Source organism: Mycobacterium parmense (assembly GCF_010730575.1).
Lineage (GTDB): Bacteria > Actinomycetota > Actinomycetes > Mycobacteriales > Mycobacteriaceae > Mycobacterium > Mycobacterium parmense.
The window spans coordinates 907,015-925,344 of the sequence record NZ_AP022614.1 but is presented as its reverse complement, the minus strand read 5'-3'; the positions used below and the strand labels follow the sequence as shown (position 1 = coordinate 925,344).

16 protein-coding genes and 1 other RNA gene are annotated in these 18,330 nt (G+C 70.5%); 7 read left to right on the top strand and 10 right to left on the bottom strand.

Features of this window, described 5'->3' with window-relative positions:
* Positions 1 to 26 precede the first annotated feature (26 nt).
* The 4 genes from G6N48_RS04155 to G6N48_RS04140 form a co-directional block, all read right to left on the bottom strand.
* Positions 27 to 1,367 (bottom strand): glutamine synthetase family protein, encoded by a 1,341-nt coding sequence (locus G6N48_RS04155; RefSeq protein WP_085271341.1) that lies wholly within the window; start codon positions 1,365 to 1,367, stop codon positions 27 to 29.
* Between the two features lie 91 nt (positions 1,368 to 1,458).
* Positions 1,459 to 3,018, bottom strand: coding sequence for an alpha/beta hydrolase (locus tag G6N48_RS04150; RefSeq protein WP_139825979.1), 1,560 nt, complete (start codon positions 3,016 to 3,018; stop codon positions 1,459 to 1,461).
* Between the two features lie 170 nt (positions 3,019 to 3,188).
* Positions 3,189 to 4,751, bottom strand: coding sequence for an alpha/beta hydrolase (locus G6N48_RS04145; protein WP_139825978.1), 1,563 nt, complete (start codon positions 4,749 to 4,751; stop codon positions 3,189 to 3,191).
* Between the two features lie 51 nt (positions 4,752 to 4,802).
* Positions 4,803 to 6,194: a WS/DGAT/MGAT family O-acyltransferase gene (locus tag G6N48_RS04140; RefSeq protein ID WP_085271391.1), complete on the bottom strand. Its 1,392-nt coding sequence runs from the start codon at positions 6,192 to 6,194 to the stop codon at positions 4,803 to 4,805.
* Positions 6,195 to 6,337: 143 nt separating this feature from the next.
* Between G6N48_RS04140 and panB the strand changes: the two genes are divergently transcribed.
* The 3 genes from panB (at position 6,338) to G6N48_RS04125 (ending at position 10,293) form a co-directional block, all read left to right on the top strand.
* Complete coding sequence (panB, locus tag G6N48_RS04135; RefSeq protein WP_085271338.1) at positions 6,338 to 7,183, top strand: 3-methyl-2-oxobutanoate hydroxymethyltransferase; 846 nt, start codon at positions 6,338 to 6,340, stop codon at positions 7,181 to 7,183.
* Positions 7,184 to 7,453: 270 nt separating this feature from the next.
* Positions 7,454 to 8,629 carry a glycoside hydrolase 5 family protein gene (locus G6N48_RS04130; RefSeq protein ID WP_085271337.1) on the top strand — a complete coding sequence of 392 codons (1,176 nt, stop codon included), beginning with the start codon at positions 7,454 to 7,456 and terminating at the stop codon, positions 8,627 to 8,629.
* A gap of 131 nt (positions 8,630 to 8,760) precedes the next feature.
* Positions 8,761 to 10,293: a CYTH and CHAD domain-containing protein gene (locus G6N48_RS04125; RefSeq protein WP_085271336.1), complete on the top strand. Its 1,533-nt coding sequence runs from the start codon at positions 8,761 to 8,763 to the stop codon at positions 10,291 to 10,293.
* A gap of 12 nt (positions 10,294 to 10,305) precedes the next feature.
* On the opposite strand, the gene rnpB is transcribed toward G6N48_RS04125, so the two are convergent.
* Positions 10,306 to 10,709, bottom strand: an RNA gene (rnpB, locus tag G6N48_RS04120) — RNase P RNA component class A.
* 112 nt (positions 10,710 to 10,821) lie between these two features.
* Here rnpB and G6N48_RS04115 point away from each other — a divergent pair.
* Positions 10,822 to 11,529, top strand: a complete 708-nt coding sequence (locus G6N48_RS04115; protein ID WP_085271335.1) for a 2OG-Fe(II) oxygenase — start codon at positions 10,822 to 10,824, stop codon at positions 11,527 to 11,529.
* A gap of 7 nt (positions 11,530 to 11,536) precedes the next feature.
* On the opposite strand, the gene G6N48_RS04110 is transcribed toward G6N48_RS04115, so the two are convergent.
* Entirely contained in the window at positions 11,537 to 12,169 is a 633-nt protein-coding gene (locus G6N48_RS04110) for a class I SAM-dependent methyltransferase (RefSeq protein ID WP_085271334.1), read from the bottom strand.
* 47 nt (positions 12,170 to 12,216) lie between these two features.
* On the opposite strand from G6N48_RS04110, the gene G6N48_RS04105 reads away from it, so the two are divergent.
* From G6N48_RS04105 to G6N48_RS04095, 3 genes are read left to right on the top strand one after another with little or no spacing between them, the layout of a single operon-like run.
* The gene (locus G6N48_RS04105) at positions 12,217 to 12,795 is read left to right on the top strand and encodes a helix-turn-helix domain-containing protein (RefSeq protein ID WP_085271333.1); all 579 of its coding nucleotides are present in this window, start codon (positions 12,217 to 12,219) and stop codon (positions 12,793 to 12,795) included.
* A gap of 48 nt (positions 12,796 to 12,843) precedes the next feature.
* A complete protein-coding gene (locus tag G6N48_RS04100) occupies positions 12,844 to 14,013 on the top strand; it encodes a cytochrome P450 (RefSeq protein ID WP_085271332.1) in 1,170 nt (389 codons plus the stop codon).
* Positions 14,010 to 14,204, top strand: coding sequence for a ferredoxin (locus tag G6N48_RS04095; RefSeq protein ID WP_085271331.1), 195 nt, complete (start codon positions 14,010 to 14,012; stop codon positions 14,202 to 14,204). Before G6N48_RS04100 ends, G6N48_RS04095 begins: the two co-directional genes overlap by 4 nt.
* A gap of 48 nt (positions 14,205 to 14,252) precedes the next feature.
* Here G6N48_RS04095 and G6N48_RS04090 read toward each other — a convergent pair whose 3' ends face one another.
* Genes G6N48_RS04090 through cobC form a run of 4 tightly spaced genes read right to left on the bottom strand, consistent with a single transcriptional unit; the run spans position 14,253 to position 18,263 of the window.
* Positions 14,253 to 15,356 carry a bifunctional RNase H/acid phosphatase gene (locus G6N48_RS04090; RefSeq protein WP_085271330.1) on the bottom strand — a complete coding sequence of 368 codons (1,104 nt, stop codon included), beginning with the start codon at positions 15,354 to 15,356 and terminating at the stop codon, positions 14,253 to 14,255.
* On the bottom strand, positions 15,353 to 16,090 hold the full coding sequence (locus G6N48_RS04085) for a zinc ribbon domain-containing protein (protein ID WP_085271329.1): 738 nt from the start codon (positions 16,088 to 16,090) through the stop codon (positions 15,353 to 15,355). Before G6N48_RS04085 ends, G6N48_RS04090 begins: the two co-directional genes overlap by 4 nt.
* Entirely contained in the window at positions 16,087 to 17,235 is a 1,149-nt protein-coding gene (locus tag G6N48_RS04080) for a Nif3-like dinuclear metal center hexameric protein (protein ID WP_085271328.1), read from the bottom strand. Before G6N48_RS04080 ends, G6N48_RS04085 begins: the two co-directional genes overlap by 4 nt.
* Entirely contained in the window at positions 17,232 to 18,263 is a 1,032-nt protein-coding gene (gene cobC / locus G6N48_RS04075) for an Rv2231c family pyridoxal phosphate-dependent protein CobC (protein WP_232066532.1), read from the bottom strand. Before cobC ends, G6N48_RS04080 begins: the two co-directional genes overlap by 4 nt.
* Between the last annotated feature and the right edge of the window lie 67 nt (positions 18,264 to 18,330).

Below are 18,330 nucleotides of genomic sequence, written 5' to 3'. Positions count from 1 at the left end.
CCGGACCAGGCGTCGAGCGGTGTCGGTTACAGCGACAGGTAGGTGCTCAGCTCGTAGGGCGTGACGTGGCTGCGGTAGTTCGCCCACTCGGTGCGCTTGTTGCGCAGGAAGAAGTCGAAAACGTGCTCCCCCAACGTCTCGGCGACCAGCTCGGAGGCCTCCATCGCCTTCAGCGCGCTGTCGAGACTGGTCGGCAGTTCGCGGTAGCCCATCGCCAGGCGCTCCTCGGGGGTGAGGTCCCAGACGTTGTCCTCGGCCTGCGGCCCCAGCACGTAGCCCTTCTCCACCCCGCGCAGCCCGGCGGCCAGCAGCACGGCAAAGGCCAGATACGGGTTGCACGCCGAGTCGGGGCTGCGCACCTCGATGCGCCGCGACGACGTCTTGTGGGGCGTGTACATCGGCACCCGCACCAGCGCGGACCGGTTGGCCGCACCCCACGAGGCGGCGGTGGGCGCCTCCCCGCCGACCACCAGGCGCTTGTAGGAGTTGACCCACTGGTTGGTGACGGCGCTGATCTCGGAGGCGTGCTCGAGGATCCCGGCGATGAAGGACTTGCCCACGTCCGACAGCTGCAGCGGGTCGTCGGCGCTGTGGAAGGCGTTGACGTCACCCTCGAACAGGCTCATGTGCGTGTGCATGGCCGAGCCGGGGTGCTGGCCGAACGGCTTGGGCATGAACGACGCCCGGGCACCGTTCTCGATCGCGACCTCCTTGATGACGTAGCGGAACGTCATCACGTTGTCGGCCATCGACAGCGCGTCGGCGAATCGCAGGTCGATCTCCTGCTGGCCGGGCGCGCCCTCGTGGTGGCTGAACTCCACCGAGATGCCCATGAACTCCAGGGCTTCGATCGCGTGGCGGCGGAAGTTCGACGCCGAGTCGTGCACCGCCTGGTCGAAATAGCCGGCGCTGTCGACGGGCACCGGCTCGGCGCCGCCGTCGGGCCCGGGCTTGAGCAGGAAGAATTCGATTTCGGGATGCACGTAGCAGGAGAATCCGAGGTCGTTAGCCTTCTGCAGCTGGCGACGCAGCACATGGCGCGGGTCGGCCCACGACGGCGAGCCGTCCGGCATGGTGATGTCGCAGAACATCCGCGCCGAGTGGTGGTGGCCGGAGCCGGTGGCCCACGGCAGCACCTGGAAGGTCGAGGGGTCGGGATTGGCCACCGTGTCGGACTCCGAGACCCGCGCGAAGCCCTCGATCGAGGACCCGTCGAAGCCGATGCCCTCCTCGAACGCGCCTTCGAGTTCGGCGGGGGCGATCGCGACCGACTTGAGGAAACCGAGCACATCTGTGAACCAGAGCCGTACGAAGCGGATGTCCCGTTCCTCCAGCGTGCGCAGGACGAATTCCTTCTGTCGATCCATAACCCGAACAGTATGCAATCGGTGTTAATTCTGTGTTACCGAAGCCGGTTCACAACCGTTGCGAACATTGCAAACAAGGTGGTCAAAGCGGTTAGGACCGGCATCGGTAGCCCGCGGGCGGCAGCGCGCCGAGGACCAGGTAGCGCACCACCGCGGTGTCCACGCACTGGTTGCCGTTGAACACCGCCGTGTGCTGCGTCCCGTCGTAGGTGATCAACGGGCCGCCGAGCTGGCGGGCCAGGTTCACCCCCGACTGGTAGGGGGTGGCCGGGTCGTGCGTGGTGGAGACGACGACGACCTTGCCCGGCGCCGCGGCCTGCGCGGTGTGCGGCGCCGACGTCGGCGGCACCGGCCACAGCGCGCACAGGTCGCGGGGGGCGCTGCCGGTGAACGGCCCGTAGCTCAGGAACGGCGCGGCCTGGCGGATCCGCTGGTCGGCGGCGACCCAGCTGGCCGAGTCCGTCGGGGTCGGCGCGTCCACGCAGCGGATCGCGTTGAAGGCGTCCTGGTCGTTGTCGTAGTGGCCGTTGCGGTCGCGGCCGTCGTAGTCGTCGGCCAGCGCCAGCAGGTCGCCGGCGTCGGTGCCGCGCTGCAGCCCGAGCAGACCGCTGGTCAGGTATTTCCAATGTTGCGGAGTGTAAAGCGCGTTGATGGTGCCGGTCGTCGCGTCGGCGTAGCTCAGGCCACGCGGATCCGAGGTCCGGCCGGGCCGGGTGACCAGCGGATCGACCAGGGCGTGATAGCGGGCGACGAACTGCGCGGGATTGGTGCCCAGCGGGCAGCCCGGTGAGCGGGCGCAGTCGGCGGCGTAGTCGTTGAAGGCGGTCTGAAATCCCGCCATCTGCTCGATGTTCTCGCGCACGGGGTCGACCGTCGGGTCGATGGCGCCGTCGAGCACCATCGTGCGGACGTGGTTGCCGAAGTGCTCGAGGTAAACCGTCCCCAGCTCGGTGCCGTAGCTGTAGCCGAGGTAGTTGATCTGGTTCTCGCCCAGCGCCGCGCGCACGGCGTCCATGTCCCGCGCGGCGGACGCGGTGCCGACGTTGGCCAGGAAGGGGGTGCCCATCCGGTTGACGCATTGCTGGGCCAGCTGCCGGTAGAGCGACTCGATGTGCGCCACACCGGCGGGGCTGTAATCGACCATCGGCTCGCGCCGGTAGGCGTCGAACTCGGCGTCCGTGCGGCACCGCAGCGAGGGGGTCGAGTGACCCACCCCGCGCGGGTCGAAGCCGACCAGATCGAAGTTGCGCCGGATGTCGGTGTTCTCCATGTCCGACGACATCCCGGCCACCATGTCGACCGCGGACGCCCCGGGGCCACCCGGGTTGATCAGCAGCGAGCCGAGCCGGCGGCCGGTCGCGCGGACGCGGATCACCGCCAGCTTGGCCTGCGCCCCGCCCGGGTTGTCGTAGTCGACCGGGACGGACACGGTCGAGCATTGCGCGCCGGCGGGGATGCCGCCGGGGTCGGTGAGGAATTGGCCGCAGTCACCCCAACTCTGCAACGCTGCGGCCGCGGGCGGAGTCGGTCCCGGTGTCTGGCCCGCGCCCGCTTCCGGGGTCGCGACGGCCTGCGGCACCTGCCCACCGACCAGCAACCCCAACGACAACAGCGCCGAACTCAACGGTCTCAGGCGCGGCATGGCAGTCATCGTTGCAGCCCCGCATACCCGTGGCAGCGCGAAACGGTTACGCCTTGGTCTCGAGCCCGCGTTGTCGGTGCGGCGTCAGAAGGTAACGCGCGCAGCCTGATTGCCGGCCCCCCGGCAGGTGGGAGCCGCCGCCACCTCGTCGCACTCCGGGGGTCCCACCGTCACCGGGCTCAGCACTTCGCGCCGCTGGGCGGCGTCGAGCCGCCCACCAGATAGGCGGTCACGTAGTTGTCGATGCAACTGTCGCCCTGGAACACCACGGTGTGCTGGGTGCCGTCGAAGGTGAGCAGGGAGCTGCGCAACTCGTTGGCCAGGTCCACCCCGGCCTTGTACGGAGTCGCCGGGTCGTGGGTGGTCGACACCACCACGGTAGGCGCCAGACCGGGGGCGGAGATGGTGTGCGGCTTGCTCGTCGGCGGCACCGGCCAGAACGCGCAGGTGCCCAACGGGGCGTCACCGGTGAACTTGCCGTAGCTCATGAACGGCGCGATCTCGCGCGAGCGGCGATCCTCGTCGATCACCTTGGCGCGGTCGGTGATCGGCGGCTGGTCGACGCAGTTGATGGCCACCCGGGCGTCGGTGGCGTTCGAGTAGTGGCCGTGCGGGTCTCGGCGCATGTACATGTCGGCCAGCGCCAGCAACGTGTCGCCGTGATGGTCGACCAGTTCGCTCAGGCCGTCGGTCAGGTGGTGCCACAGGGTCGGCGAGTACAGCGCCATGATGGTGCCCACGACGGCGTCGCTGTAGCTCAGGCCGCGCGGGTCCTTGGTGGGCACCGGCCTGCCGATCATCGGGTTGTCCGGGTCGACCATCGGGTCCACCAGGCTGTGGTAGACGTCGACGGCCTTGGCCGGGTCGGTGCCCAGCGGGCACGTCGGCTGCTTGGCGCAGTCGGCGGCATAGTCGTTGAAGGCGTCCTGAAATCCCTTGGCCTGGCGCAGATCCGCCTCGATGGGGTCGGCGTTGGGGTCGACGGCGCCGTCGAGGATCATCGCCCGCACGTTCTGCGGGTACGCCTCCGCGTAGGCCGAGCCGATCCTGGTGCCGTAGGAGTAGCCGAGGTAGGTCAGCTTGTCGTCGCCCAGCGCCGTACGGATGGCGTCGAGGTCGCGGGCGACGTTGACCGTCCCGACGTTGGCCAGGAAGTTCTTGCCCATCTTGTCCACACAACGGCCGACGAAGTCCTTGGTTTCGTCCTCGATGTGGGCCACACCCGCCGGGCTGTAGTCGACGTCCGGCTCGGTGCGCAGCCGGTCGTTGTCGGCGTCGGAGTTGCACCACAGCGCCGGGCGCGACGATCCCACCCCGCGGGGGTCGAAGCCCACCAGGTCGAAGCGCTCACGGACCCGCTTGGGCAGCGTCTGCACGACGCCGAGGGCCGCGTCGATGCCCGACTCGCCGGGTCCGCCGGGATTGATCACCAGCGAACCGATCTTGTCGCCGGTGGCAGGGAACCGGATCATCGCCAGCACCGCCACCTCGCCGCCGAGGTCGTTGTAGTCCACCGGCACGGCCAGCTTGCCGCACATCGCGCCACCCGGGATCTTGACCTTCGGGTTGGCCGACCGGCACGGCGTCCACTCCACCGGTTGGCCGAGTTTGGGCCCGGCCATGACGGCGCGCCCGCCGACGACGCGGAGGCAGCCGGCCGCAACGAGCGCCACGGCACCGATTGCCGTCCAGGTCAGCAGCGTGCGCGCGATCTTGTCGCGGCGATACAACCCCATGCCCACCTATGCTGCCAGAGCCAACCTGAGATCTTGATTAACCGCCGCCGCCGCCCGTCACTTCACGGCCGCCAACAGTTCCTCCATACCGACGCGGAACTCGTCGGCCAGCTCCCACAGATCCGGCAGCAACTCGGGGCACGAGATGAGGCCGAGGTCGAGTTTGCCCTCGAGCGACATCGCGGTGACGTTGAGACCGGATCCGTGGAAGATCGGCCCCAGCGGGTACATCGCCTTGACCTCGCAGCCCAGCAGGTACAGCGGCACCTGGGGGCCCGGCACGTTGGAGACCACCAGGTTGTGCACCGGTGCGCCGTCGGTCAGCCGGCTCCTGGCGTAGAGGCGCATCGCGACACCGAAGACCGCCGGCGCGGCGAACTGCGACCAGTCCTGCAGCAAGGTGGCGGCGATGGCCGAACTATGCTGTTTGGCAACGGAATTCGCCTGAGCTATCGCCCTGAGGCGGTGCGCCGGGTCGGCAATCTGGGTGTTCAGGCTGGAGAACATGGCGGTGATCTGGTTGCGGCCGGGGCGATCGGACCTGCCGTGCACCGAGACCGGCACCGACGCCACCAGCGAGGCGTCCGGCAGTGCGTTGCGCTCGGCCAGGTACTGGCGCAGCGCCCCCGACACCAGGGCCATGACCACGTCGTTGAGCTTGACCCCGAAGTGGTTCTTCACCGCCTTGATGTCGTCGAGCTCCAGTTGGGCGTAGGCGATGGTGCGGCGGCTGCTGATCCGGGCGTTGAACACCGTTTGCGGCGCCGAGAACGGGCGTGCCATGGTCACCCCGTCGCGGGCCCGCCGCAGCGTCGCGAGCACCGATGAGGCGGTGTCGGGCACCACGTTGGCCAGGTGCAGCGGGCGGGTGGCGAACCTGACCAGCCCGCCGGCGGCGATCCGCCAGCCGCTGGCACCCCCGACGCCGTCCACCGGATCCGGTGCGGGAGCGTCGGCTTCGGTGGTGCACAGCCGCGACATCAGGTTGGCGCCCGTCACGCCGTCGACGCCGGCGTGGTGCACCTTGGTCATCACCCCGATCCGGCCGTCGCCGTGGCAGTCGGTGCCCGCCACGCCCTCGATCACCCACATCTCCCAGAGCGGGCGGCGCCGGTCCAGCGGGAGCGAGGCGATGTGGCCGCAGATCTCCGACATCTCGGCGCGACCGCCCGGTGACGGCAGGTCGATGCGATGCAGGTGTCGGTCGATGTCGAACCGGTCGTCGTCCACCCAGACGGGATGGTCGAGGTTCAACGGGCTGTCGGCCAGCCTCTCGCGGAACTCGGGCATCGCCGTGATGCGCGACGCCAGGGCGTCGCGCAGCCTTGCGAAGTCATAGCCGCCGGGCATGGTCGACGTGTCCAGCTCGATGATCGAGCAGACGTGCATGGGCTGCTCGGACGTCTCCAGGTACAGGAAGCTCGCGTCGAGTCCGCTGAGCCGGTGCATGCGCAGCATGGTATGTCTCACACCGCCTCGGCGGTGCGTCTGCGCGCAAGAGATGGCAGAATGGGCGGGTCAGACGAACCCGGGGACCCGCAGGAACCAATCCAGGGCCACGAGGATCGACCGGACCATATTTGAGGACAACGATGTCTGAGCAGAATGTTTACGGTGCAAGCGCACCCGGGGACGCCAAGCCTCTCACCAAGATTCGCACGCATCACCTGCAACGGATGAAGGCCGAAGGGCACAAGTGGGCGATGCTCACCGCCTACGACTATTCGACCGCCCGCATCTTCGACGACGCCGGGATCCCGGTGTTGCTCGTCGGTGACTCGGCCGCCAACGTCGTCTACGGCTACGACACCACGGTGCCCGTCTCGATCGACGAGCTGGTCCCGCTGGTGCGCGGTGTGGCACGGGGCGCCCGGCACGCCCTGGTGGTCGCCGACCTCCCGTTCGGCAGCTACGAGGCGGGGCCGGCCGCGGCGCTGGCCGCCGCCACCCGGTTCATGAAGGAGGGCGGGGCGCACGCCGTCAAGCTCGAGGGCGGCGAGCGGGTCGCCGAGCAGATCGCCTGCCTGTCCGCGGCGGGCATCCCGGTGATGGCCCACATCGGCTTCACCCCGCAGAGCGTGAACAACCTGGGCGGCTTCCGGGTGCAGGGCCGCGGCGACGCCGCCGAGCAGACCATCGCCGACGCGATCGCCGTCGCCGAGGCCGGCGCCTTCAGTGTCGTGATGGAGATGGTGCCGGCCGAACTGGCCACCCAGATCACCGGCAAGCTGACCATCCCCACCATCGGGATCGGGGCCGGCCCCAACTGCGACGCCCAGGTCCTGGTATGGCAGGACATGGCCGGCATGAGCGGCGGCAAGGCCGCCCGCTTCGTCAAGCGCTTCGCCGACATCGGCGGCGAGTTGGGCCGCGCGGCAAGGCAATACGCCGCGGAAGTGTCCGACGGCAGCTTCCCCGCCGAGGAGCACTGCTTCTGAGGCGCTGCGCGCGCGCCCGGGCCAGCCGACCATTCTGACCCCCGGGGGGCAGCCCGCGGGAAACCCGCAGGCCGCCAAGCGAAAAGCCCACCGTCGGGGCGATTCGCCCCCGGGGCGTGGCCGAAGGCTCCTACGGGCGTGTAACGTCGAACCTGTCGCTGCGGAGTCACCCGAGAGCCGCGGTACACCCCGCGTAACGACTCCGCAAGTCGCCGAAACCCTTTGTGTGACAGGATTGTACCGATCACTCTGTTGACCAGATCCCGGCTCGTGCACCGCCGATCGGTGCTCAAGTCGCTGCTCCTGGCGGGAGCCGTCGCAGTGAACCGCACACCCCGGGCGGCCGCGGAGCCGCCCCGCACCTCGCCCGACGCCGGCCAGTGGTCGCCCGAGCGCGCCAACCGTTGGTATGAGCGGCAGGGCTGGCTGGTGGGCGCCAACTTCATTGTGTCCAGCGCGATCAACCAGCTCGAGATGTTCCAGGCCGACACCTTCGACCCCCGGCGCATCGACACCGAACTGGGCTGGGCCCGCCGCAACGGGTTCAACGCCATCCGCGTGTTCCTGCACGACCTCCTCTGGGCGCAGGACCATCGCGCGTTCCAAGGCCGGCTCGCGCAGTTCGTCGACATCGCCGCGGGCCACGCCATCAGGCCGCTGTTCGTCCTGTTCGACTCCTGCTGGGACCCCTTCCCCGAGTCCGGCCCGCAGCGGGCACCGAGGCCCGGGGTGCACAACTCCGGCTGGGTGCAGAGCCCGGGAGCTCACCGCCTCGACGACGGCGGCTACGCCCGCGTCCTGCGGGATTACGTCACGGGCGTCCTCGGCCAATTCCGCAACGACGAACGGGTTTTGGGCTGGGACCTGTGGAACGAGCCCGACAACCCCTCGAGGCACTACAGCGCGGTCGAGCGGCCCGACAAGGTGCGGGTGGTCGCGGACCTGCTCCCGCAGGTGTTCGGCTGGGCGCGTTCCGTCGACCCTTCCCAGCCGCTGACCAGCGGCGTGTGGCAGGGCGAGTGGGCGGATCCCGGGCAGCGCAGCGTGATCAGCGACTTCCAGCTCACCAACTCCGACGTGATCAGCTTCCACTGCTACGCCGAGCCCGGCGAATTCGAGAGCCGCATCGCCGCGCTCGCCCCGCTCGGCCGCCCCATCCTGTGCACCGAGTACCTGGCGCGCACCCTCGGCAGCACCGTCGAGGACGTCCTGCCGATTGCCAAGAGCCACAACGTCGCCGCGTTCAACTGGGGCCTGGTCGCCGGTAAGACGCAGACCTATTTCCCGTGGGACTCGTGGGATCACCCGGACCCCGCGATGCCGCCGGTCTGGTTTCACGACCTGCTGGCCCCGGACGGGCGTCCGTTCCGCGACGGCGAGATTCAGACGATCCGTGCGCTGCAGGGGCTGGCCATGCATCTGATCCCGCCGGACGACGGCGGCTAGGTGTCGAACCGGTGGCGGCCGGCCGCCGAGCACCGGCGGCCGCTCAGCCCGGATATGGCACGCTATGGGTGCCCATCAACTACCGACCACGACTTTCAAGGCCGCGGCGACGCGCCTCAACGGAGCCGAACATGCCTGCTAAAGCGCCCAAAACCTCACGCCATCTCGAGGTGGAGCGCAAGTTCGACGTCGTCGAGTCCACGGTGTCCCCGTCCTTCGATGGCATCGCCGCGGTGGCCCGCGTCGAGAAGTCGCCGATGCAGGCGCTGGACGCGACGTATTTCGACACCCCGGCGCAGGACCTCGCCCGCAACAAGGTCACTTTGCGGCGCCGCACCGGCGGCCACGACGCGGGCTGGCACCTGAAGCTGCCGGCCGGACCCGACGCCCGCACCGAGGTGCACGCACCGCTGAGCGCGTCGGGCAGCCACGACGCGGTGCCGCAGGAGTTGGTGGACATCGTCTTGGCGATCGTCCGCGACAAACCGTTGGAGCCGGTCGCGCGGATCAGCACCCAACGCGAGAGCCAGGTGCTTTACAACGCCGAGGGAACCCCGGTGGCGGAATTCAGCAACGACCACGTCACCGCGTGGTCGGCGGCCGCCGCGGACGACACCGGCTCGCCACCGGCGCAACAGGAGTGGCGCGAGTGGGAGCTGGAGCTCACCGAGGCCGCGGGCGCCGACACCGAGTTGTTGAACCGGCTGAGCAATCGGCTCCTCGATGCCGGCGCCGCCCCCGCCGGTCACGCTTCGAAGCTGGCCCGCGCGCTGGGCGCGCCGCCGCAGCCCGACGGGACCCAGCCGGCCGAGCACCCGCTGCAGCGGGCCGTGGCCGAGCAGATCGGGGAGATGCTGGTGTGGGATCGCGCCGTGCGCGCCGACGCCTTCGACTCCGTGCACCAGATGCGGGTGACCACCCGCAAGTTGCGCAGCTTGCTGCGCGACTACCAGGAGTCTTACGGGCTGCCGGGCAGCGAGTGGGTTCTCGACGAACTGCGCGAGCTGGCGGCGGTCTTGGGCATCGCGCGCGACGCCGAGGTGCTCGCGGAGCGCTATGAGCGACAGCTCGACGGCCTCGCACCGGAGCTGGTGCGCGGGCGCGTCCGCGAGCGTCTCGTGGGCGGCGCGCAGCGCCGCTACCAGACGGGCCTGCGCCGTTCGCTGGTCGCCATGCGCTCGCAGCGATACTTCCGGCTGCTGGACGCCCTCGAGGACATCGCGGCCCAGGTCCCGGGAAGTGCCACGGACACCGAACATGCGCCGGTGACAATCGAATCCGCATACCGCAAGGTTCGCAAGGCGGCCAAGGCCGCCGCCCGCGTCGCGCAGGACCAGCCGGGCGACGAGCACCACCGCGACGAGGCGATCCACCGGATCCGCAAGGGCGCCAAACGCCTTCGCTACACCGCGGCGGCCACCGGCGCCGCCAAGGTGTCCGACCAGGCCAAGGTGATCCAGTCGCTGCTCGGCGACCACCAGGACAGCGTGGTCAGCCGCGACCACCTCAGCCACGAGGCGCAGACCGCGTACGCCGCCGGCGAGGACACCTTTACCTACGGCCTGCTCTACCAGCGCGAGGCCGACCTGGCCGAGAGGTGCCGTCAGCAACTCGACGACGCGCTGCGCAACCTCGCGAAATCGGTGCGCAAGGCGGGACACTGACGCCCGGAGGGGCGGGCGAGTTGGCCTGTAAGCCGGATTCTGTTCCCCGCCACCGCGGCTTTGAGCAGCGGCGGCGCGGCGGCGACCATCCATCTGGACACACCGTTGCCGGGTGCCTCGAGCGGCCTACCCGCAGGCTCGGGCGAGCAACCCTCGAACGCCTGCGCGGCCGCGCCCAGGGCGCGGCCTTCTTGGCCTTGCTTCGGGTGGGGTTTGCCTAGCCACCCCGGTCACCCGGGATGCTGGTGCGCTCTTACCGCACCGTTTCACCCTTACCACCACGAGGGTGGCGGTCTGTTTTCTGTGGCACTTTCCCGCGAGTCACCTCGGATTGCCGTTAGCAATCACCCTGCTCTGTGAAGTCCGGACTTTCCTCGAGCCGCCTCGCGACGGCCCGCGGCCGCCCGGCCAACTCGTCCGCGACCCACTACGGTACTCGCCGGGCAGATCCCGGGCCAGCGGGTTCGGCGCCCGACGCCCCCGGCAGCCTAGGGTGGACGCGGCAGATCACGACACGGGAGGACGTCGATGTCGCGGTGGGAGAAGCGCGTGGCCTCCGGCGATTGGGACGGCGTCGCCGCCGAACTCGGCGAGTACGGCGGGGCGTTGTTGCCGCAGCTGATCACGCCCGCCGAGGCCACGCGGCTGCGCACGCTCTACGCCCGGGACTCGCTGTTCCGCTCGACCATCGACATGGCGCCGCGCCGCTACGGTTCCGGGCAGTACCGCTACTTCCGCGCGCCCTACCCGGAGCCGATCGAACCGCTCAAGCAGGCGCTGTACCCGAGGCTGCTGCCGATAGCGCGCGACTGGTGGGGCAAGCTCGGCCGCGACGCGCCCTGGCCGGACCGGTTCGACGACTGGCTGGCGGCGTGTCACGCCGCCGGCCAGACCCGCTCGACCGCGCTGATGCTCAGGTACGGCGCCGGAGACTGGAACGCCCTGCACCAAGACCTCTACGGAGACTTGGTGTTTCCCCTGCAGGTGGTTATCAACCTGAGCGACCCGGCGAGCTACACCGGCGGCGAGTTCCTGCTCGTCGAACGACGATTCCGCGCCCAGTCGCGGGGTACCGCAACGCAATTGCCGCAGGGGCACGGTTACGTGTTCACCACGCGAGAGCGACCGGTGCGCTCGGCGCGGGGCTGGTCCGCCTCGCCCGTGCGCCATGGCGTGTCGGCCGTCCGGTCGGGCGAGCGCTACGCGCTGGGGATCATCTTCCACGACGCGGCGTGAGGCGGGGTTAACCGTTTCGCCGGACGACGAGCACGTTGTCGAGCAGCACGCCGGCCTCGCCGCCGGGCCCGATCGCGTCCCGCGCGGCCCGCTCGGCGCGCACCGTGGTCCAGCCGGCGGGCTCCAGCCGCAGACCGGCGAGCACGTCCTCGACGCTGGGAAAGCTGTGGTCGTGACGCTCGGCCCAGGGCGGGGCCTCGCCGTGGTCGACGATCAGCAGCACGCCACCCGGGCTCACCTGGTCGGCTGCCCGCCGCAGTACGCCCTCGCGTTCCAGCCGGGCCGGTGAGTGCAGGTACTGGGCCGACACCAGGTCGAAGGGGCCCTGCGGGAAGGTCTCGTTGAGGTCGTGACGCTCGAAGTCGATGCGGTCCAGCAGGTTTCGCCGGGAAGCTGCGTCCTTCGCGCGGTGCAGCGCGGTGGCCGAGACGTCGACCGCCGTCACCCGCCAGCCACGTTCGGCGAGCCAGAGCGCGTCAGCGCCCTCGCCGCAGCCCAGGTCGAGCGCCCGGCCGGCCGGCAGCTCCGCGGCCACCTCGGCCAGGCGGGCGTTGACCCGCCCGCTCCACACCTGGGCGGACGAGCGGTACCGCTCTTCCCAGAAACGGCCGGCGTCCTCGGGTAGGCAAGAAGTGTTCATACCGCGAGGTTGCCAACCAGCATGGCCATTTGCCAAGCTGACTTGCCATGCAGGCAAAAACGACGGACGAATCGTTCGACCACCGGGTGCGCGGCCGCCTGCGCCGGCTGCGCCTGCAGCGGGGCATGACGCTGCAGGAGGTCGGCGACCGCGCCGGGATCGATGTCTCGACGCTCAGCAGGCTGGAGTCCGGGAAACGCCGGCTCGCGCTCGACCATCTGCCGCGGCTGGCCGCCGCCCTCTCGGTGAGCACCGACGATCTGCTGCAGGCCGACGAGGATCGCGATCCCCGAGTGCGCGGTCGTGCGCACACCCACCACGGCGTCACCTTCTGGCCGCTCACGCGCCAGGGGCCCGCGGATGGGTTGCACGCGTTCAAGGTGCGGGTCAGCGCCCGGCGGCGCAGGCCTCCGGCGGAGCTGCCCGTGCACGAGGGCCAGGACTGGATGTACGTCCTGGCGGGCCGGATGCGACTGGTACTCGGCGACCGCGACTTCACCATCGACCCCGGGGAGGCGGTCGAGTTCTCCACCTGGACGCCGCACTGGTTCGGCGTGGTGGACGGTCCCGTGGAGGCCATCATGATCTTCGGCCCGCACGGCGAACGGCTGCATCTGCACGCCTGAGTAAATCCGGCCATTGCCCGAGGGGCAGGTTGGTGCCAGTCTGACCCAATGACAGAAACCGACGGGTTCGTCGACCAGGCGATCACGGGCATCGCGCAGCCGCAGCCGATGTACCGGGCGCTGCGCGAGTCGACCCCGGTGTTCCGGTCGCCGCAGGCGGTGGTCCTCAGCCGTCTCGCCGACATCGAGATGGCGCTCAAACGCACCGAGCTGTTCTCGTCGAACATGGACGCCGTCGACCTGGGCAACGTGCGGCCGCTGATCCCGCTGCAGATCGACCCGCCGGAGCACGCGAAGTACCGCCGCATTCTCGACCCGCTGTTCACCCCCCGGGAGATGGCCCGGCGCGAGCCGCGGGTCACCGAGCTCGTCAACGAGATGATCGACCGCTTCGCCGGCCGGGGCGAATGCGACTTCCACGAGGAGTTCGCGGTTCCGTTGCCGTGCACCGTCTTCCTGCAGTTGCTGGGCCTGCCGATCGAGGACCTCGACCGGTTCCTGGTGTGGAAGGACGGGGTGATCCGCCCGCAGGGCGACTCCGGCTACGACCGCCGCCACGAGTCCACCGCCGCGGTGGCGCAACAGATCTACGACTACTTCGAGCGTGCCATCGACGAGCACATCGCCAGCCCCCGCGACGACGTGCTCTCGGCGATGATCGCCGCGGAGGTGGCCGGCCGGCCGTTGTCGCGCGAGGAGTTGCTCGACGTCTGCTTTTTGTTCCTGATCGCCGGGCTGGACACCGTCACCGATTCGCTCGACTGCTTCTTCGTCTTCCTGGCAACCCATCCCGACCACCGCCACCAGCTCGTCGAAGAGCCCGACATCCTGCCCGGCGCCGTCGAGGAGCTGCTGCGCTGGGAGACCCCGGTCCCCGGCGTGGCACGCATCGCCACGCAGGACGTCGAGGTGGGTGGATGCCCGATCAGCAAGGGCGAACGAGTCAGCCCGCTGCTCGGTGCGGCCAACACCGATCCGGCGGAGTTCGCCGAACCCGAGTCGGTCGACTTCGCCCGCAACCCGAACCGGCACCGCGCGTTCGGCGCAGGCCCGCACCGCTGCCTGGGGTCACATCTGGCGCGTATGGAGCTGAAGGTCGCGTTGCGCGAATTCCACCGCCGCATACCGGATTACGAGATCAAGCCGGGCGCGCAGCTGACCTATACCGCCGCGCTGCGGTCGGTCGAATCGCTGCCACTGGTGTTCGCGCCGTCATGATCCGCGTCTCGGTCGACGACGAACGCTGCACCGGGCACGGGCGCTGCTACACGTTGGCACCCGACGTCTTCGACGCCGACGAGGTCGGCCACAGCGTCGTGCGGGTCACCGGCGTCTCCGGCGACCTCGAAGCCCAGGCCGTCACCGCCGAGCAGAACTGCCCGGAGCGCGCCATCACGCTGTCGCGCTGATCCCGCGGCTCGCCGAGAAAGGAAGGTCGCGCCGGACGTGAGCAGCCGCTAGAGATAGCTGGTCTGGTTGACCAGGCGCACCGACGACGCGCCGTCGGGGTAGAACTCCGCGATGCTCAACGACGCGAGGTCCAGGTGCAGCCGGTACTGGATGCTGGGCCCGGCGTCCAGCGCGAGCCGCAGCAGCATCTTGATCGGCGTCACGTGCGAGACCACCAGCACGGTCGTCCCCTGGTGGGTGCCGATGATGCGCTCCCGCGCCCGCAGCACCCGCTCGAGCACCGCGTCGAAGCTCTCACCGCCGGGCGGCTCGGCGCCGGTGTCGCGCAGCCAGCGGGTGTGCAGTTCGGGGTCACGCTCGGCGGCCTCGGCGAACGTCAGCCCGTCCCAGGACCCGAAGTCGGTCTCGATCAGATCGTCGTCGACGGTGACGTCCAGGCCCAGCGCCCCGGCCGCCGCCCCGGCGGTGTCGTAGGCGCGTCGCAGCGGCGAGGAGATCACCGCCGCGATCCCGCCGCGCTGCGCCAGATACCGCGCCGCGGCGTCGGCCTGGCGGCGGCCGATGTCGCTGAGGGCCGGGTTGCCGCGCCCGGAGTAGCGACGCTGCGCCGACATTTCGGTCTGCCCGTGCCGCAGCAGCAACAGTCTGGTCGGCGTGCCGCGGGCGCCGGTCCAGGCGGGCGCCGTGAGGGGCTGCGCCGCGGCCTTGTCGGATTGCCCGAGCGAAGTGGCCTCGCCGGCGGGGTCGCCGGCGGCCGCGTCCATCGCCTCGTTGGCCAACCGGTCGGCATGCGAATTGCGGGCGCGCGGGATCCAGGTGTAGGTGATGCGGTCGAATCTCGCTGCCAGCTTGCGGGCCTGCGAGTGCAGTTCGATCAGGTCCGGGTGCTTGACCTTCCACCGGCCCGACATCTGCTCCACCAGCAGCTTGGAGTCCAGGAAGACCGCCGCCTCGGTGGCGCCCAGTTGCAGGGCGTCGTCCAATCCGGCGATCAGGCCGCGGTATTCGGCGACGTTGTTGGTCGCCCGGCCGATCGCCTGCTTGGCCTCCGCGAGCACGTTCGACCGGTCATCGCTGAGCACCACGGCGCCGTATCCGGCCGGCCCGGGATTGCCGCGGGATCCGCCGTCGGCCTCGATCACCACCTTCACTGCTCGACGCCCTTGACCCGCAACAGGATCGCACCGCACTCCGGGCACCGCACCACGTCGTCGTCGGCGGCAGCCGAGATCCGCGCGAGTTCCCCGCGGTCGATCTCGAGGCGGCAGGCGCCGCACCGGCGTCCGAGCAACTGCGCGGCCCCCGCCCCGCCCCCGGCCCGCTGCCTTTCGTACAGTGCCGATAGCGCGGGATCCAGTGTCGCGCTCAGTGTCTCGCGTCGCGACGCATGAATTTGGCGGGTCTGGTCGATCTCGGCGACGGCGGCGGCGAGGGCCTGCCGGGCGGCGGCCAGCTCGGCCTGCAGCGACTCGACCGCCCCGCTGTGCGAATCGAGCTGATTCTGCAGCTCCTCCCGGCGCTCCATGACGTCCAGCAGGGAGTCCTCCAGGCTGCTCTGGCGGCGCAGCAGCGTCTCCAGCTCATGCTGCAGATCCGCCAGTTGCTTGGCGTCCGTCGCTCCGGACTGCAGCAGGGACCGGTCGCGATCCTCGCGCCGGCGCACCGACTCGATCTCGGCCTCCAACTTGGACACCTGGGCGTCGATGTCCTCCAGCGCGATCCGGACCGCCGCCAACCGGTCGACGGCGGCGGCCTGCTCCGCCTGCAGCCGCTCGCACTCCTCCTGCTGCGGCAGGTGCGTCGCCCGGTGGGCGACGCGGGACAGCTCGGCGTCCAGCTTCGACAACTCCAGCAGCGATACCTGCTGCGCCACATCGGCTTTCAAGATTCGTCCCTCCCGGCGTCGCCGCCACGGTCCGACATGTTCCACGGGTCGGTGCGGACGTCGCACACCCGCACCGGTAGCGACGCGCCGAAACGCGACCGCAGCAGGTCGGCGGCCTGTGCGCACCACGGGAATTCGCTCGCCCAATGCGCGACGTCGATCAGCGCCACCGGCGAGGCGCGGCGGTGCTCGTCGGCCGGATGGTGCCGCAGGTCGGCGGTGACGTACGCCTGCACCCCGGCGCGCGCGACGGCGGCCAGCAGCGAGTCCCCCGCGCCGCCGCACACGGCCACCCTGGTCACCGGCATATCCGGGTCGCCCGACGCACGCACTCCCCACGACGTCGGCGGCAACGCGGCGTGCACACGGGATACGAAGGCGCGCAACGGTTCCGGCTTGGTCAGGGTTCCGACGCGGCCCAGTCCCGCACCGCTCGGCGGCGGCACCAGTTCGAGGATGTCGAACGCGGGTTCCTCGTAGGGGTGCGCGGCGCGCATGGCCGCCAGCACCGCCGCCCGCGCCCGCGCCGGCGCGATGACCTCGAACCGGTCCTCGGCCACCCGCTCGACGGTCCCGACGCTGCCAATCGCCGGCGCCGCGCCCTCGTGCGGCAGGAACTGCCCCGTGCCGCTGACGGTCCAGCTGCAGTGCGAATAGTCCCCGATGTTGCCGGCGCCCGCTTCGAAGACGGCCGCCTGCACGGCTTCTGAGTTCTCCCGGGGCACGTAGATCACCCACTTGTCGAAGTCCGCCGGGGCGCTCGCCGGCTCGAGAGCGCCCTCGACGGTGAGGCCGAGGACCCCGGCCAGCGCGTCGGAGACGCCCGGCGCCGCGGAGTCGGCGTTGGTGTGCGCGGTGAACAGCGAACGCCCCGTCCGGATCAGGCGGTGCACGAGCGCGCCCTTGGGCGTGCTGGCCGCCACCGTGTCGACGCCACGCAGCAACAACGGGTGGTGCGCCAGCAGCAGCCCGCCGTCGGGAACCTCGTCGACCACCGCGGGCGTCGCGTCGACCGCGACGGTCACCGAGTCCAGCGCGTCGTCGGGATCGCCGCACACCAGGCCCACCGAATCCCACGACTGGGCCAGGCCCGGCGGGTAGGCCTCCTCGAGCACCTCGATGACGTCGGCCAGCCGCACGCTCATCGCCGCACCTCCGCGATCACCTGGGCCAGCAGCGGCCACTCTGCGCGCACCGCCGCCCGCAGGTAACTTTCGTCGAGCCCGACGAACGTGTCGCACCGGCGAATCGCAATACCTCTGTCGTGCAACCTCGTGCGGATCAGTACCGCCTCCGGGGCGCGGAAGAGCACGAACGGGGCCCGGCCGTCGACCACCTCGGCGCCCGCCGCGGTGAGGCCGGCCGCCATCTCGGCACGCAACGCCGCCAACCGTTCGGCGTCGGCCGCCGCGTCGCCGACGGCCTGCGGCTCGCAGCACGCGCCGATCGCCGCCAGCTGCAGCGTCCCGAGCGGCCAGTGCGCGCGCGCAGAGGTCAACCGCGCCAACAACTCCGGTGAACCCAGGGCGTAACCCACCCGCAACCCGGCCAGCGCCCACGTCTTGGTCAGGCTGCGCAACACCAGCACGTCGGGCATCGGGTCGGCGGCCAGCGACCCCGGCTCACCGGGCACCGAATCGGCGAACGCCTCGTCGACCACCAGGATCCGACCCGGCCGGCGCAGCGCCAGCAGTTGCTCGCGGGTGTGCAGCACCGAGGTGGGGTTGGTCGGGTTGCCCACCACGACGAGGTCGGCGTCGTCGGGCACACGGATGTCGCGCAGGCCGAACGGCGGTTCCAGCACGACGTGGTGCACGGGCACCCCGGCCGCGGTCAGCGCCGCGGCGGGCTCGGTGAACGCCGGCGCGACGATCGCCGCCCGCGCCGGGCGCAGGTTGCGCAGCAACGCGAAGCCTTCGGCCGCGCCGGCCAGCGGCAGCACCTCCTCGCGGGTGCGGCCGTGTCGCGCCGCGACCGCGTCCCGTGCCCGTTGCTCGTCCTGCGCCCCGGGGTAGCGCGCGAGGTCGGGCAGCCGCGCGGCCAGTCTCCGCACCAGCCACTCCGGCGGTTGCGCGTGACGGACGTTGACGGCGAAATCCAGCATCCCGGGTGCGACGGCCTCGTCCCCGTGATAGCGCGACGTCGCAGGCGGGCTCAGGTTCAGACTCGCCATCCGTGAAACAGTAGTGGGCCCCCCGGAGGGCGCGGCAGCAGCACCGTCACACCGCGACCCGGCGATC

Bases quoted from the DNA above. Each gene is read 5' to 3' on its own strand.
- panB (WP_085271338.1), top strand. From the start codon at position 6,338: ATGTCTGAGCAGAATGTTTACGGTGCAAGCGCACCCGGGGACGCCAAG.
- G6N48_RS04155 (WP_085271341.1), bottom strand. From the start codon at position 1,367: ATGGATCGACAGAAGGAATTCGTCCTGCGCACGCTGGAGGAACGGGAC.
- G6N48_RS04080 (WP_085271328.1), bottom strand. From the start codon at position 17,235: ATGAGCGTGCGGCTGGCCGACGTCATCGAGGTGCTCGAGGAGGCCTAC.
- G6N48_RS04110 (WP_085271334.1), bottom strand. From the start codon at position 12,169: ATGAACACTTCTTGCCTACCCGAGGACGCCGGCCGTTTCTGGGAAGAG.
- G6N48_RS04105 (WP_085271333.1), top strand. From the start codon at position 12,217: ATGCAGGCAAAAACGACGGACGAATCGTTCGACCACCGGGTGCGCGGC.
- cobC (WP_232066532.1), bottom strand. From the start codon at position 18,263: ATGGCGAGTCTGAACCTGAGCCCGCCTGCGACGTCGCGCTATCACGGG.
- G6N48_RS04140 (WP_085271391.1), bottom strand. From the start codon at position 6,194: ATGCACCGGCTCAGCGGACTCGACGCGAGCTTCCTGTACCTGGAGACG.
- G6N48_RS04095 (WP_085271331.1), top strand. From the start codon at position 14,010: ATGATCCGCGTCTCGGTCGACGACGAACGCTGCACCGGGCACGGGCGC.
- G6N48_RS04115 (WP_085271335.1), top strand. From the start codon at position 10,822: ATGTCGCGGTGGGAGAAGCGCGTGGCCTCCGGCGATTGGGACGGCGTC.
- G6N48_RS04100 (WP_085271332.1), top strand. From the start codon at position 12,844: ATGACAGAAACCGACGGGTTCGTCGACCAGGCGATCACGGGCATCGCG.
- G6N48_RS04125 (WP_085271336.1), top strand. From the start codon at position 8,761: ATGCCTGCTAAAGCGCCCAAAACCTCACGCCATCTCGAGGTGGAGCGC.
- G6N48_RS04150 (WP_139825979.1), bottom strand. From the start codon at position 3,018: ATGACTGCCATGCCGCGCCTGAGACCGTTGAGTTCGGCGCTGTTGTCG.